Raw genomic sequence first — 14468 nt, 5'->3', positions numbered from 1 at the left:
GGCGGCTTCGGCGGCGGCGGTGCGTCGGGAGGATGGTAATGGATATTACAGACCAAGATCACCAGCGCGTCGCGGCAGCCATCAAGGCCGCCGAGGCCACAACCAGCGGCGAAATCTTTTGCGTGATCTCGCGGCGGGTCTCCAGCTATCGCGATATTCGCTTGGCATGGGCTGCGGCGGCATCGCTGGTTCTACCTGCCATCCTGATCCCCATGGGGCTGACGGGAGACTGGTTCGGCCTTGGCAGTGACTGGCAGGTGGCCCACGCGGCGGGTCAGTCCGACGATGTGAACCGCGCCCTGACGGCCTATGCCATCGCTCAGGCTTTGACCTTCATCGGGGTCTATCTGATCAGTCTAATCCCGCCTGTGGCCCTGTTGATGGTGCCGCAACGCATTCGTCGCGCTCGCGTACGTCGTGTGGCCCTGCAACAGTTCATGGCCCATGGCCTGCATGCCACGCGTGACCGCACCGGCATCCTGATTTTTGCCGCCATGGCCGACCACGAGGTCGAGGTCATCGCCGACACCGGCATCTACACCCGCACCACGCCCGACTTCTGGGCGGCCACCGTGGCGGCGCTGGTGAAAGGCATCAAGGCCAAGCGCCCGATTGATGGCATGGAAGCCGCCATTGCCTTGTGCGGTCAGGCCCTGTCCGAGCACTTCCCACCCCGATCAGACGACAAGAACGAAGTGCCCGACCATCTGGTCGTATTGTGATCGGCTGATCCTTCGTGCTGTTCGCACGTTGGGCTATAGATGGCCGATCACATGACCACCCGCATCCTGACCTATAACGTCCACCGCTGCGTGGGCACCGACCGGCAGCTGGATGTCGCACGCATCGCCGAGGTCATCGCAGGCGAAAATCCCGATATTGTGTGCCTGCAAGAACTGGATGTCGGTCGCGCCCGCACCAATGGTGTGGATCAGGCGTCCGAACTGGCCGGCCTCCTGGGCATGTCGTCGCGCTTTCATCCCGCCATGCGGATCGAAGCCGAAGAATACGGCGATGCCATATTAACCCGACTGCCCGAGACCCTTGTCCGGGCCGACAGCCTTCCGACCGTTCGCGGCATTCGCGGACTGGAGCCGCGCGGTGCCATCTGGTCCGAAGTCAGGGTCGGCCATCAGCCGTTGAATGTTCTGACGACCCATCTGGGTCTGGTGCCGCGTGAGCAACGCAAGCAGGCCAAGGCGCTGGTTGGAAGCGCATGGCTGGCCGACTGTGACGGGCCAACCATTCTGGCGGGTGACTTCAACGCCACCTCCATTACCCGTCCCTATGCCACGCTGACCTCTGTTCTGAAGGATGCCCAGCGCGAACTGGGCCTGAGACCGACCATCAAGACCTTTCCGTCCAGTTTCGCCGCTATTCGCATAGACCACTTCTTCGTCAATGCGCAGGTGAAGGTGAAATCCGTCTACACGGTGCAGACCCCGCTTAGCCGAATTGCTTCCGATCACCTGCCACTGGTGATGGATTTCGAACTTCGCGCCTTGAATGAAGTACCGTAGTCACCATCATAAATTTGCTGGATAATTTTTCTGCGCCACCATGGCCGCCATGCGTCGCGAGAGGACACAGGGTCGCCGAACTGCCATTCGGCAAACATCTGCTCGATGCGGGTCGGTCGGCGCTCGCCCAATAGTTTCATCCGCTTGGCCCCGAAGGTCTGGATGGCGTCCCCCACGGACCCCATCAGATCCTCGGCCTGCGCAAAGTCGGACCGGCTCACCCCAATAAAGTGGCCTATGGAATGCTGGCGCAGATGGCGGATTTGCGCCCTTTCGTCCGGCGTGCGCGCCTCGAACGACACGTCGCATTCCGTGTCCAATCCCATAGAACGGTTGTTCAGGTTGGATGAGCCAATGCGCATCATCTTGTCATCGATAATGGTCATTTTGGCATGGACGATGATCCGATCTCCTTGCGCAGTGACAGGGTAGAAGGCTCGCAAACGGTTGTGGGCATCCGCCTGCTCCAGTCGCCACAAAACGTCCGCGCGGGCCGTGTCCATGGTCATGCCATCGAACCAGGACGGGCTGCGCCCTGTCGACACCAACACGATCTCGGGTCCATCCGGCTCAGCCAACCGCTTGGCAATTTCCCCCGCTACCAGAGGTGTGGTGAAATACTGGTTCTCAAGGTAAATCAGTGATTTGGCTCGGCGAATGCTTTCGATGAACAAAGCTTCGTTTTCGCGGACTTCCTCGCGCCCTTTCACGGCGGGATCGGTGCGTGATACCCCCACCGTAATGTCGCGGAACATCGGCTCGATGTGATCCGGCCACGGATCGCCGTCTGTCTCCACGACCGGCAAGTCTTCGCCGCAAGCCCTGTGCCAACGCATGCGGGCCAGATCGCCCAGCATACGTGCCGCCTCACCGTCACAGACACTCATCCATTCGTGGCGCGGTGAAGGGATCAGTCCGGACGGCAGGCAGCGCCGGGGGTCGCCGCTGTAATGACCTTCTTCGTCCCAGCGATCGACTGAGATATCGCCACCGCCGCAAAAGGCGATCTTGTCATCAATCACCACCACCTTCTGATGGTGACACGCGCCCAACAGCCCTACCCCCTCCAGCCTTAGCTCCACCATCCGCTTTTGGAACCAGCGCAACGCCTTGTGCGGGTAGAAGCCCTGGGAGGCCGCGATCAGGATGGGCGACTTCCAGATAAGAAGCCGTACCTCGATGTCCTTGCGGCCTTCGACCAGTTTTTTGAGTTGATCGCCGATTTCGAAGCGCCGATTGCCAGCAGGGGCTTCCGGATCAAGGCGGGTACGGGGATCAAACTGCCACCCCAGTATCAGGATGGAATGTTGGGCCTTGGCGATGGCGGCGGCCAGAGCGGCAAAATACGCGTCATTTTCCATGATCGGGGCAAAGCGGTCCGCCGTCGCGGTGCGCCATATTCCCGGTCCCGGGGTGAGCATGCTGCCGTCATAGACCTCTTGCCTCAGCATGACTTCACATCACCGCTTTCAGTCGCATATCGCTGGCTAAGCCTACGGTTAGCACGGCCTGTTGGTTCCCATGAAAAACTTATGCGCAATCTTGTTTGACCGCCCTAATTCAAGCATAGTCTCACCATGAAGATCCTGATCGATTTCTTGGCGGGCATGGTCGCCCTGCTGGCCGCTGCGGCTTTGTCGCAGATCGGCATCGATCTGACGCGCGACGCCGCGCCTGCAGAGGTCAAGCGGTTACCGGAATGTGCATCGCCTGCCGCGCCGACTTCATCGGAATCCCCGCGCTGCTAAGGCCGTCCAGCCGCGTTTAAGGCGTGAATTATTACAGCTTTAAGCGATTTTCTCCGCAGGATTCAGCCGCCTGCGGGTTTCCGACATGGCATTCAGCGTCTAGGCTCGCTGTCCTAGGTTCTGCCTCTCTGGCGCAATACGACCGAGATCGACGCTCATGAACGCCCACAACCGGCCGCAAAACCCGTCCGATCCAGACACCACGACTGCTGGCTCTGCACCCGACACACCGTCGGGCGGAAACAGCTTCTTTGGTGATCCGGTTACTCCGCCCACAGAAGAGACCGTGGTCGAGCCGGACGCCAAACCTGATCCCTATGCGCGCCCGATGTCCGAGCGACAGCGTCGTCGTTTAGCCGAGCAACAACGCTTGGCCGAGCAACGCGCCGCCGAGATCGAAACGCCCATCCCCGGATTTTTGTCTACGCTGTCAGAGTCGGCGGACGCCCCGCCCGCCACGGTCGGCAACACTTCCCCTGCTGTCAAAACCACCAAGGCCAAGACACGCAAAGCCAAGTCCAAAGCCGTAGCCGTAGCCGGCAACGGCCCGGCGTATATTTTGGCCACCGTGGCGTCTGCCTTGTGGGCAGGGGGTATCGCGTCTTTCGTGGCTTATGAATACGGGTCGGGCATGGTCGATCTGGACCCGATCCGTCTGGCCGTCTACGCCATGTTGGCCCTGACGCCGGTAGGCCTGTTCTATCTTGTGGCCCATCTTGTTCGGGTGGCGGGCCGACTGGCCGCCGAGAGCCGCCGCGCCCACGACATGGCCGAAGCCATGGTCGCCCCCACGGCCTATGCCACCCGCGAAGCCGGTGAAATCCTGTCGGTTCTGCGCGGCGACATCGAAAACACCCAACAGATCGCAGACCGTGCCCGTCAAGAACTGACGGCCCTGCGCGAGGCGCTGGCCACCGAGTCCAACCGACTGGGCGACGCTGCCCGCACGGCGCAGGCATCGACTCAGAACATCACTCTGCAACTGGGTCGCGAGCGTGAGCAGCTGGTATCCTTGGGAAGCAAGCTTGATGAACAGACAGGCACGGTTCTCAGCGCGGTAAACCATCAGGCCCAGATGGTGGCCGACGCTTCCGATCTGGCGCAGGCCCTCCTGCGCGAAGCCGAGGCAGGCCTTGCTGCCCGCGCTGCCGATCTGGCCGCCGCGGCCAATGAAGCCCAGGATGCCGCCCGCGTTGCCGCCGAAGACCTGCAACGCCAGACCCTGCGTCTGGAAACGGCCGGCACCAGCGTCACCGAACAAATCCGCACGGTTGAAGACGGCCTGAGCCAGCAGCGTGCCGCTCTGGTGACCGCCGCCTATGCCCTGCGCACCGATCAGGAAGACTTTGCCGCCCAGATCGAGACCCAGCGCGCCCAGTTCGTCGAGCAACTGAGCCTGACCCGTTCAGCCGCTGCCGACCTAAACCAGACCGGCGATCAGTTGGCCGAAGGCATCAAGGGTCAGGTCGAGGCCGTACTCGAGCAGTTCCGCGCCCTCGTCAGCATGTCGCAAAGCGAGGCCGAGGGCTTCGACGCCGCGACCAAGCTGTCGCTGGACAAGTTTGAAGCCGTTGCGGCCCAGAGCCGCGATCGCCTGCTGGACGAAACCCGCCGTGCGATCAACAGCCTGAACAACGCCGCCACCGAGCAAAAGGCGTTGGCGGAGCAAGCCCTGCAACAGGCGCAGATCCGTGCAGACCGTCTGGGCGAAAGCCTGTTCGACGCGGCCCGTCAGGCCGATGAGGCCGCCGAGGTCCGCATCGAACAAGCCCGCCGCATCGTTACAGAAACCCTGCAACTGGTTGATCAGGCGGGCGAGGAAGCCAATACCCGTCTGGAGGGCCTGACCCGCCGCATGACGGACGCCCTGACCCGCATCGAGGCCTCTGTGCGCGACATGGACGAACGTGCCGCCCGCATGCCCGAAGAGGCCGCCCAGCACGTCGCCGCTGTGCGCAGCACGGTCGAACAGGGTCTGGCTAGCCTGTCGGATGCTTCGCGCCGCGCCGCCGCCGATACAGAGGCGCTGGACGTAGGCTTTCAGGAACGCGTGCGCCGCAATTACGAAATGCTGACCGAGGCTGTCCGTCTGATGAGCGTGGCGGCACCGGAAACCGCTTCGCCCCAGTCCAAGCCGGTCGAGGCAAAGCCCGCGCCGTCCCCTCAGGCTCCCATCTCACAGTTCACCCCTGCCCCCGCTGCCCCGCCGGTGGCCGAAAGCATCGCCGATAGCGGTATCAGCTGGCGCGACGTGGCTTCGTCGGAACCGGCTCATACGCAGCCAATCGTTCCGGCTCCGCAATCGGCTGCGCCGCAGGCCTCGCGTCAGGAACCGGCCCCCTCGCTGGAAGCTTTGGCCGAGCGGGCTACCGTTGCCATACGCCGTATGGGCGTTGACCCCAATGCCCTGCTCCCGCGCGCCCGCATTGACGATGTCGCCTTTGCGCTGGCCCGTAACGATGTGGTGCGCGCACGACAGATTGTGCGCCGTGTGGCCCCTGCCGCCGTGCGCAGCGTATCTCGCCGTGTCGCCGGTGATGCCGAACTGAACGCCGACCTTAAAATCTTCATTGACCACTTCGCCAAGATGATCGCCGTTAATAACGGGGATCAAGATGCGGTGCAGATGCGTTTGGCTACCGATGAAGGACGGGCATTCATGCTGTTTGACGCCGCCCTTGGCGAGATGGTCTAAGATTGAGCCCGATTGGATATGTGGGCGTCGGGAGCAGCATAATGACGGATAATTCTCTGGCTGGTCAGTCACACGAGGATAGTCGCCGCCCCTGCATTATCATCTGCAATTGGGATGGCGGAGAGCCCGTCTGGGACTTGGTCGAAGACCTGACCGGCGTGCCTTGGGCACCGGATAACGCCCGCACCGAGCTGATCGAGGGCGTCACCGATGCCGAAAATCTGGCTCGCGATCTGGTTAGCCGCCTGATCTCGCATGAAGCTCGCGCCCTGCTGCTGATTGGCCGCACACGCTATGAAGGTCCGGCCCGTCTGCAAATCCGCGCCGAAATTCCCAAAACCGACGGCCACCGCCTCAGCGAGGACGGCCCCGGCGTAGTGCGCGCCACGGCCCCCGCCGCCGCCATTCTGGAAGCTGCTGCAAACGCCAAGGTCGCGCTGGTGGCCTCTTCCGAAGCCGAGGACGACGCCGGCAGCGCCCTGCTCTACCGCATCATGACGGCGCTGGAAGACCATCTGGAAACGCCCGCCATCGCCATGATCCGTTTTCCTTTCGGTATGGCAGAGCCGCAGGTGGCCGCCACCGTCAAGGCTGCCGCCACCGTCATGACCCAGCACTTTACGCTGGCGCAGCGCCCGGCAGCAGTCCGGATTTAACAGGCGCTCTGACTGACAGCACCGCGACGATCCCGACCACAGCGATCCCCGCCATAGCCAGATAGCCCGCACTGCCCAACTGATCATACAGCGGGCCGGAAATGGCCGTGGCCAGACCCGTCATCAGGCCCGAAGACAGCATGGACGCCAAGGTCTGGGACGAGGTGTGGTCCTGACGGGGGCTAAGCGCGTCCACGATCTCGACACTGCCCAGATAGGTGGCGGCAAAGGTCAGCCCGTGCATGGCCTGAAGCGGCCACAGCGCAGCGTAGCCCGGCTCGGTCGCCATCAATGTCCAGCGCACCACGGCCGCCCCGCCGCCGATCAGCAGCAAGGTGTAGGCCCCGATACCCATGCGGCGACGCCAAGGGTCGATCAGCCACATAAAGACAATCTCTGCCGCCACGGCACAGCCCCAAAGAAGCCCCGTCGAGCTCTCTGACAGTCCCTGCCCCTTCCAGAGGATAGCGGAGAAGCCGTAGTAGAAGCCGTGCGCCGCCTGAATGGCAGCCACGCCCAAGACGGCGATCATAAAGGTGCGATTGCGCAGCAGACGGCCCATACCCGCGAACCGGTCGCGCACGGCGGCCTTGGTACCCGTCTCGGACACCAGAACCGGCGGCAGCAACAGACGCGACAGCACACAGCACAGGCCGCTGGCGACTACGATCCACACGATGATCAGCTCAGGCGACACCATAGTCAGCAGTGCGCCCATACCCACATTGGCCAGTACGAACGCGAGTGATCCAAAACCGCGTGGCAGGCTAAACGGATAGCCATCGCGCTTGGCCAATCGCAGCGCCAATACATCCCCCAGAGGGAATAGCGCCGCCGTGGCAGTTGCGCCAATAAACCAGAACAGGCCGCGCAGCAGGGTACTGTCCGTCAGGCCCGCAAAGCCATAACCCAGGGTCATGGCAAAGCCGATCAGGCTGATCGCGCTGCGGCGATGGCGGAAACCATCGGCCCAAACGGCCATGAACGGGCCGCTGATCAAGCGTCCGATCATCGGCAAGGCCAGCAGCAGACCAATCTCGGCACCGCTCATGCCTTTGGATTTCAGCCACAGGCCTGCGAAGGGCATCGAGACGCCCGTGACCGCAAAAAGGGTGATGTAATGGAGGGAGACGCGCGTGGCCGAATTCATGCGGGCGCCGATAGCAGACTTTCGCGCCAATGTGGTCTACATCTTTCGTCATGAAATCAGACCGAAAACTGCTGGCGGTTGCCGCACTGTGCGGCGCTATTTCCGTTGCAATTTCAGCGTTCGCCGCCCATGGCGCAGGGCCGCAACAGGCCCAGTGGCTGGCCACCGGTGGCCACTACCTGCTGGTACATTCTGTGTTGGGTGTTGCACTGGCGCTATGGCCGCAGTCGGGAGCTTTGGGCCGCATCGCCGGATGGCTGGCAGTCTGCGGCGGGATTGTGTTCTGCGCCGCCCTGACACTGCTGGCATTCACGGGGGTGCGGATCATGGGGGCCGTCGCACCTGTCGGGGGAAGTTTGATGATTATAGGCTGGCTTTTGCTGGCCGTTCGCGCCGTTCGCGGCACTCCGTCCTGATTACATAGAAAGAACCGATATGGCCTTTCCCCCTGTCACCGCCCCGCGCCGGACGCTGTACCCCGAAATCGAAGCCAACAAATACGGCTGGCTAAAAACCGACAGCGTCCATGAAATCTATTGGGAAGAAAGCGGCAATCCCGACGGCGTGCCGGTCGTGGTACTCCATGGCGGGCCAGGTGGCGCGGTAAACCCGTCCCTGCGCCGCTATTTCGATCCGGCGGTCTATCGTATCATTATGTTCGATCAGCGCGGATGTGGCTTGTCGCGGCCAAACGCCAGCCTCGAGAACAATACGACCTGGGATCTGGTTCGCGATATCGAGGCCATCCGCGAGATGCTGGGCATCGACAAATGGGTGGTCTTCGGAGGCTCGTGGGGCTCAACCCTGTCTCTGACCTATGCCATCACCCATCCGGAGCGCACGCGCGCATTGGTGCTGCGCGGTATCTTCCTGATGACCAGAAAAGAGCTGCACTGGTTCTATCAGGACGGTGCCTCCATGCTGTGGCCGGACCTGTGGGAGAGCTTCCTCGCCCCCATCCCCGAAGATGAACGCGGCGACCTGATGAAGGCCTATTTCAAGCGCCTGACCGGTGACAATATCGAAGAGCGCAACCGCGCGGCCGTGGCTTGGGCTACGTGGGAAGGCAACACTGTCACCGTCGCCGGAGCCAACGGCTCTCCGGACAAGTTCGGCGATCCCGAGTTTGCCGTGGCCTTTGCCCGCATCGAGAACTGGTACTTTACCCACGGCGGTTTCTTCGACAGCGAGAACTGGATCATCGAGAATGTCGACAAGATCCGCCACATACCGACGTGGATCGCCCAAGGACGCTTTGACGTGGTGACGCCCGCCTCGGGCGCATGGGCGCTGCACCGCGCCTTCCCCGAGGCCAAGCTGGAAATTATCGGCGATGCCGGTCACGCCAGCAGCGAACCGGGCATCGTCGACAGTCTTGTGCGCGCCACTGACTGGGCCGCAAAACAGGGCTAGCCTGTCTTAGCTGGACGGATTGGTGCTCTTTACCAGTTCGTCCAGCCGGAAGCCGATGCGGTTAGGCTCGGCCTGATCTTCCGGCTTTTTCATCGCACTGAGCACGACATTCAGCTGGGTGTAGTGCTGGACCAGACGCACCGGCTTGCCGTCGGCATTACGTCCGAAGAACATGATCAGGTCGGGCCCCCAGAAGCCTACATCGACGATCTGCATCGTGCCGTCGCCGGGCAGGCCCACAACCCGCGCACCGATCTCCTCGTCCTTGTCCAGATTGGCCTCGAACTCCTGGATCAGGCGCGATAGGCGCACAAAGGCCCATTCCGCCGGATTGTCGCGCATGCGCACGCTCAGGTCCTGAACGGCTTCGGAGTTGGCAGGAATGGCGGTTACCGGCTGCGGGCACGGTTTGTCGCCGCAGTCGCCGAACATGGCCGGATCGGCCTTGGGGATGGGTGTATCGCTCATAGGCCGATCCTAGACGCTGGGATCAGAACAGGCCATGCCCCTTTGGAAGTTCGGCATAACGGTGGATGCGCACCGACATGACCAGCGCAAAGCCAATCATCACTGTCATCATGCCCGAGCCGCCATAGGACAGCATCGGCATGGGCACGCCCACCACGGGAGCCAGACCCATGACCATGGCCCCGTTGATCAGCACAAACATCGCCACAAACGCCACCATGCCCGCCGCGCCAATCCGGCCAAAATGGCTGTGCGACAGCGAGGCGATGCGCAGGGCAATCAAGATCAAAGCGCCATAGCAGATCAGTACCGCCGACGAGCCGAGGAAGCCGAACTCTTCGGACAGGGTCGAGAAGATGAAGTCGGTGTGGCGTTCCGGCAGGAACTCCAGCTGGCTCTGGCTACCCAGCCCAAAGCCCTTGCCCAGCACGCCGCCCGAGCCCAAGGCGATCTTGGACTGGATAATGTTGTAGCCGGTACCCGAGGGATCCATTTCCGGATTCAGGAAGTTCAGCACGCGATTGCGCTGATAGTCGTGCATCACGAACATGACGAAAGGCGGGATAATCACCAGAGCCGCCGCAGCCGCAGCGCCGATCACCCACCAGCTCAATCCCGCCAGCACCATAATCGCTGCACCGGTCAGGCCAATGATCATGGCCGAGCCAAGGTCCGGCTGTGCCGCCACCAGCAGGAACGGCACCCCAATCATACCTGCCGGTATCACCAACTTCCACGACCAGCGGGCCTCTTGGGCCGTATGGTTGTGGTACCAGCGTGCCAGCGCCAGCACCAAGCCGATCTTCATAAACTCTGCGGGCTGGATGCGGATAAAGCCGAGGTTCAGCCAGTTCTTGGCACCGCCCGCCTCGTAGCCCAGCGGTGAAAAGTCAACCAGGGCCACCATAATCAGCAGCACGCCATACAATGGATAGGCCGCGCGGAACCACCATTTGGGGTGAAACAGCGACAGACCGATCATGGCCACCAGCAGCACGCCATAGCGCAGCAGATGCTTGGCCGCCCAAGGCTCCCACGACAGTTTGCCGAGGGAATACAGCATCATGGTGCCGATACCGGCCAGACAGGTCAAAAGGCCGACAATGCGCCAGTCAATCTGGGTCAGTTTGACAGAGAAGCGGTCGCGCTCCCCCGGACGGGTCAGGGCAGACGAGGTCATCGCGGCTCGGCTCCATCATCGGGCTCAATGGACGGGGCTGCACCGAAGTTCAGCTCGTCCTCGGTCAGCGGGCCAGTCGGTTCCGGCGGCAAGGGCCGCTCGATGCGGGCGCGCATTTCGGGGTCTTTGAGCAGAGCCACCTTCATGACCTCGCGCGCGCGCGGCGCGGCATCGGCAGAACCACCCGACGGGGCGTGCTGGATGATCAGGGCAATAGCGTAACGCGGGGCGTCATGCGGGGCGAAAGCCACAAACAGGGCGTGGTCGCGTCGGCTCCACACCGCGTTACGCGGACCGCGCGATTCACCGGGCTTATAGTCCCGCGACTGGGCTGTGCCGGTCTTGCCCGCCATCTTGATGTCCCCCAAGCCGAGCTGGGAGGCGCGATAGGCGGTACCGGTCACGTCATTGGCCACCGAGGCCATGCCGGCGCGCACGATATCCAAATGCTCGTCCGGGAACGGCAGGTCCGGCACCTCGGCGCCCGAGGGCTGTTCGACACCGCCGATGGACTTGATCAGGCGTGGATTGATGGCCTTGCGGCCATTGGCCAAGCGCGAGGTCATCACTGCCAATTGCAGCGCCGTGGACTCAATCGCCCCCTGCCCGATTGACACCGACAGGGTTTCGCCCGGATGCCAGACCGGATCACGCGGACGCGCCTTTTTCACCCACTCGGTCGTCGGCATCAGGCCTTTGCGCTGCCCGCTAATGCCGATCTCATAGGTTTGGTGAAAACCGAGATCCTCGGCCACGCGGGCAATGCGGTCCACGCCCGCGCGGTTCGACAGGTGGTAGAAATAGACGTCGCAAGAGTTCTTGATGGCGCTGTGCATGTCCACAGCACCGTGGCCGCTCTTTTTCCAGCAACGGAAGGTGCGCCCGCCAAAGCGATAGCCACCGGTACAGACTACCCGCTCCTTGGGATCGATCCCCGCGTCGAGAAAGGCCAGCGCCGTCGTCATTTTGAAGGTGGAACCCGGCGGGAAGGTGCCATAGATCGCCTTATCCAGCAGCGGACGGCGTTCATAGTCCGCCAGCGCGCGATAGATGCGCGAGGGCACCCCGCCCACGAACAGGTTGGGATCGAACGACGGCGACGACACCATGGCCAGAATGTCGCCGTTACGAACATCCATGACGACGCAGCCGCCGGACTCTTCGCCAAACACCTCCAACGCGCGGTTCTGGACATCATTGTCCAGCGTCAGAACGACCTCAGCACCCGGCACAGCCGGTTTGGAGCCTGCGATATCCTCGGCTACCACGCGACCACGCACGTCAACCTCGACGCGGTTGCCGCCCGGCTCACCGCGCAGATGCTCGTCCAACGCCTTTTCAACGCCTTGACGACCGATGCGATATCCGGGGTTGTAGAGGATGGACGGGACTTGTTCGCCCTTGTCGCGGATCTCCTGCACGTCGCGGTCGGACACCTTGGCCACATAGCCCACGACGTGGGCATAGGCTCCGCCGTGCGGATAGTAGCGGGCCTCGTGCATGTCAGCCATGACACCCGGCAGGTCGGCAGCATGCAGATTGACCTTGGAAAACTCTTCCCAAGTGAGGTCGCTCTTGACCGGAACCGGCGAAAAGCGCGGCGCAGCATTCACTTCACGGATGATGTTGCGACGGCGCTCCAGAGTGTCAGGCAACAGACGGCCCAACAGGTCCAGCGTCTGATCCAGATCCTTGGTTTCGTCACGCACCACCAGCACGCGGAAGCTGGGACGGTTTCCGGCGATGACTTCGCCGTTGCGGTCCTTGATCAGACCACGCGGCGGCGGCACCAAACGGAAGTTGAACTGGTTGTTGGTCGCGAGGGTCGCATACTCTTCGGCCTGCACGACCTGAAGCTGGCTGAGACGGCCCACCAGCACGCCAAGGCCCAGCAGAGTGCCTGCGCCCAGCACCAAAGTCCGGCGCAGGAAGGTCCCCTGACGCTCGTTCACATCGGCGAAAAACAGTTGCGGTTCACTGCTCACATGAACCTCACATCATTGTCGTCAAACTTCTGCATCAACCAATCGGCTGCAGGGAACAGAAGCAGCGTCGGCAGCACCTGCCCCAACAGGGCAAAGAAGCTGGGCGCGTTACCGATCCGCAGCGCGGTGACCAGATAGGCAATGAAGAAGGCCAGCAACAGGCTGCCCACATAAAGCAGGAAGTTCACCAAGGTGGACTGCCCCGCCATAAATGTTCGCACCGCCAGAATGCCGCCATAGACGGCCATCAGGCACAGCGGCCACAGGCCCAGCATTCCGCCCCAGAACAGGTCGAGGAAGAGCCCCAGCGCAAACAGAACCACCGGCCCCAGAAACGACGGGCGGATCATCGGCCATGCGAACGCCAGAACCAGCGGAAACACCGGCTCTGGCAAGGAGATACCAAAGATGCGCAAGGGCGTGGCCAAAACGATCGTCAGCAGCACAGCCGCCAAGGCCGGATAGACAACCCATTCCATCGGGCTGACCACGCGGACCGAAATCGGCCGCCTCATCCCGGTCCGTTCCCGTTTGACGGAGCGGTTGTGGCTTGCTGAGCCGCCGCCTGTTGAGCAGCCGCCTGCTGGGCCGCCTCGCGAACCGCCTGCGCGCGGGCCTCGGCTTCGGCACGTTCGCGGGCAATGGCCTCGACCTCGGCACGGCGGGCACGTTCGGCCTGCGCCTCGCGCTCATTGGCACGGCGTGTGGCCGCGTCGTTAATGGCCGCAGCCTGAGCCGGTGTGGGCGGCGGCGCGGATTCTACGGCCGCCAGCGCAGGCGCTGTCAGACTGTTCGGGTCGATCAGCTGGTTGAAATCCTGGAACAGCAGCACGCGCACATAGTCGATGGCGGTGCGTTCGCTGAAGAGTTTTACACGCCACGATCCGTCAACGCCCTTGGCCACCACGCCCACCGGCAGGCCACGCGGAATACCGCCACCGTCGCCAGACGTGATGACACGGTCGCCTTCCTGAATGACATCAATTCCGCGCACATAGTCGAGGCGCGGGTTACGGCTGGCATCACCGGCCAGAATGGCGCGGGCATCCGTGCGCTCGACCATGACCGGGATACGCGAGGACACGTCGGTCACCAGCACCAGTCGGCTGACACCGTGGCTGACACCGCTGATCCGGCCCACAATGCCGTGCTCGCTCAGGGCGGGATTTCCGGGACGGACGCCATCACGACTGCCCAGATTGATCAGACGCGCGCGGGCGAAAGGCCCACGGGAATCCAGAACCGTACGGCCCGTCACCATCGGAATGGGTGGATCGGCATGGATGCCCAGCATCTGCTCATAGCGGGCATTGATGTTTTTGAGGGCGATGGCCTCGTCACGCCAGTCGCTCAGTTCGGCAACCTGTTCGCGCAGACGGCGGTTCTCGGATACGGCGAAGAAGTAGCCCGTGACGTATTCGACCACGTCGCCGGTCCAGCGGACGGGAGCCGACAGAACTTCGCCGACGGGCGCCGTCGCGCTTTCGACGCCAGCGCGCATGTAGGAGGCCTGCCCCGCCGACTGACGCGATCCGCTGGCCAGCATGACAATGGCGGCAACCACGCCAACAACGACAACTGCCGCAGCAGTCCACGCCAACGGCAGTTTAAGATTCTCGAATGGTCCGTCGCGAAACGCCACGGCCAGCCTTC

General features: G+C 62.7%; 14 protein-coding genes. 7 read left to right on the top strand and 7 right to left on the bottom strand.

Translation table 11 applies throughout. The annotated features are described in order from the left end of the window. Nucleotides 1-38: 38 nt before the first annotated feature. Together B3B04_RS13520 and B3B04_RS13515 are read left to right on the top strand one after the other, a co-directional pair. Nucleotides 39-722 carry a TPM domain-containing protein gene (locus B3B04_RS13520; protein WP_292043631.1) on the top strand — a complete coding sequence of 228 codons (684 nt, stop codon included), beginning with the start codon at nt 39-41 and terminating at the stop codon, nt 720-722. Nucleotides 723-761: 39 nt separating this feature from the next. Continuing rightward, on the top strand, nt 762-1520 hold the full coding sequence (locus tag B3B04_RS13515) for an endonuclease/exonuclease/phosphatase family protein (protein ID WP_292043629.1): 759 nt from the start codon (nt 762-764) through the stop codon (nt 1518-1520). On the opposite strand, the gene B3B04_RS13510 is transcribed toward B3B04_RS13515, so the two are convergent. Beyond that, nucleotides 1466-2971, bottom strand: a complete 1506-nt coding sequence (locus B3B04_RS13510; protein ID WP_292043627.1) for a phospholipase D-like domain-containing protein — start codon at nt 2969-2971, stop codon at nt 1466-1468. The two genes, B3B04_RS13515 and B3B04_RS13510, sit on opposite strands and share 55 nt — an antisense overlap. A gap of 126 nt (nt 2972-3097) precedes the next feature. Here B3B04_RS13510 and B3B04_RS13505 point away from each other — a divergent pair, with 126 nt between their 5' ends. From B3B04_RS13505 to B3B04_RS13495, 3 genes are all read left to right on the top strand, one after another. Next, the gene (locus tag B3B04_RS13505) at nt 3098-3268 is read left to right on the top strand and encodes a hypothetical protein (RefSeq protein WP_292043626.1); all 171 of its coding nucleotides are present in this window, start codon (nt 3098-3100) and stop codon (nt 3266-3268) included. Between the two features lie 157 nt (nt 3269-3425). Then, the gene (locus B3B04_RS13500; RefSeq protein ID WP_292043624.1) at nt 3426-5963 is read left to right on the top strand and encodes a tipN; all 2538 of its coding nucleotides are present in this window, start codon (nt 3426-3428) and stop codon (nt 5961-5963) included. Nucleotides 5964-6004: 41 nt separating this feature from the next. Beyond that, a complete protein-coding gene (locus tag B3B04_RS13495) occupies nt 6005-6619 on the top strand; it encodes a hypothetical protein (protein WP_292043622.1) in 615 nt (204 codons plus the stop codon). Here B3B04_RS13495 and B3B04_RS13490 read toward each other — a convergent pair. Continuing rightward, nucleotides 6582-7769: an MFS transporter gene (locus B3B04_RS13490; protein WP_292043620.1), complete on the bottom strand. Its 1188-nt coding sequence runs from the start codon at nt 7767-7769 to the stop codon at nt 6582-6584. The two genes, B3B04_RS13495 and B3B04_RS13490, sit on opposite strands and share 38 nt — an antisense overlap. A 50-nt stretch (nt 7770-7819) precedes the next feature. Between B3B04_RS13490 and B3B04_RS13485 the strand changes: the two genes are divergently transcribed. Together B3B04_RS13485 and pip are read left to right on the top strand one after the other, a co-directional pair. Beyond that, nucleotides 7820-8185 carry a DUF423 domain-containing protein gene (locus B3B04_RS13485; protein ID WP_292043619.1) on the top strand — a complete coding sequence of 122 codons (366 nt, stop codon included), beginning with the start codon at nt 7820-7822 and terminating at the stop codon, nt 8183-8185. 19 nt (nt 8186-8204) lie between these two features. Beyond that, nucleotides 8205-9182, top strand: a complete 978-nt coding sequence (gene pip / locus B3B04_RS13480; RefSeq protein ID WP_292043618.1) for a prolyl aminopeptidase — start codon at nt 8205-8207, stop codon at nt 9180-9182. Nucleotides 9183-9188: 6 nt separating this feature from the next. On the opposite strand, the gene B3B04_RS13475 is transcribed toward pip, so the two are convergent. From B3B04_RS13475 to mreC, 5 genes are read right to left on the bottom strand one after another with little or no spacing between them, the layout of a single operon-like run. After that, nucleotides 9189-9650, bottom strand: coding sequence for a DUF6173 family protein (locus B3B04_RS13475; RefSeq protein ID WP_292043616.1), 462 nt, complete (start codon nt 9648-9650; stop codon nt 9189-9191). Between the two features lie 22 nt (nt 9651-9672). Then, on the bottom strand, nt 9673-10830 hold the full coding sequence (gene rodA, locus B3B04_RS13470) for a rod shape-determining protein RodA (RefSeq protein WP_292043615.1): 1158 nt from the start codon (nt 10828-10830) through the stop codon (nt 9673-9675). Continuing rightward, on the bottom strand, nt 10827-12815 hold the full coding sequence (mrdA, locus tag B3B04_RS13465; protein ID WP_292043613.1) for a penicillin-binding protein 2: 1989 nt from the start codon (nt 12813-12815) through the stop codon (nt 10827-10829). The genes rodA and mrdA overlap by 4 nt, the downstream gene beginning before the upstream one ends. Next, nucleotides 12812-13330: a hypothetical protein gene (locus B3B04_RS13460; RefSeq protein WP_292043611.1), complete on the bottom strand. Its 519-nt coding sequence runs from the start codon at nt 13328-13330 to the stop codon at nt 12812-12814. The genes mrdA and B3B04_RS13460 overlap by 4 nt, the downstream gene beginning before the upstream one ends. Next, nucleotides 13327-14457 (bottom strand): rod shape-determining protein MreC, encoded by a 1131-nt coding sequence (gene mreC / locus B3B04_RS13455; RefSeq protein ID WP_292043610.1) that lies wholly within the window; start codon nt 14455-14457, stop codon nt 13327-13329. Before mreC ends, B3B04_RS13460 begins: the two co-directional genes overlap by 4 nt. Nucleotides 14458-14468 lie beyond the last annotated feature (11 nt).

This window comes from Brevundimonas sp. UBA5713, assembly GCF_002419815.1.
In the GTDB taxonomy this organism is placed as follows: domain Bacteria; phylum Pseudomonadota; class Alphaproteobacteria; order Caulobacterales; family Caulobacteraceae; genus Brevundimonas.
Note: the sequence above shows the minus strand (reverse complement) of the source record. Positions and strands in the feature narration are given on the sequence as shown.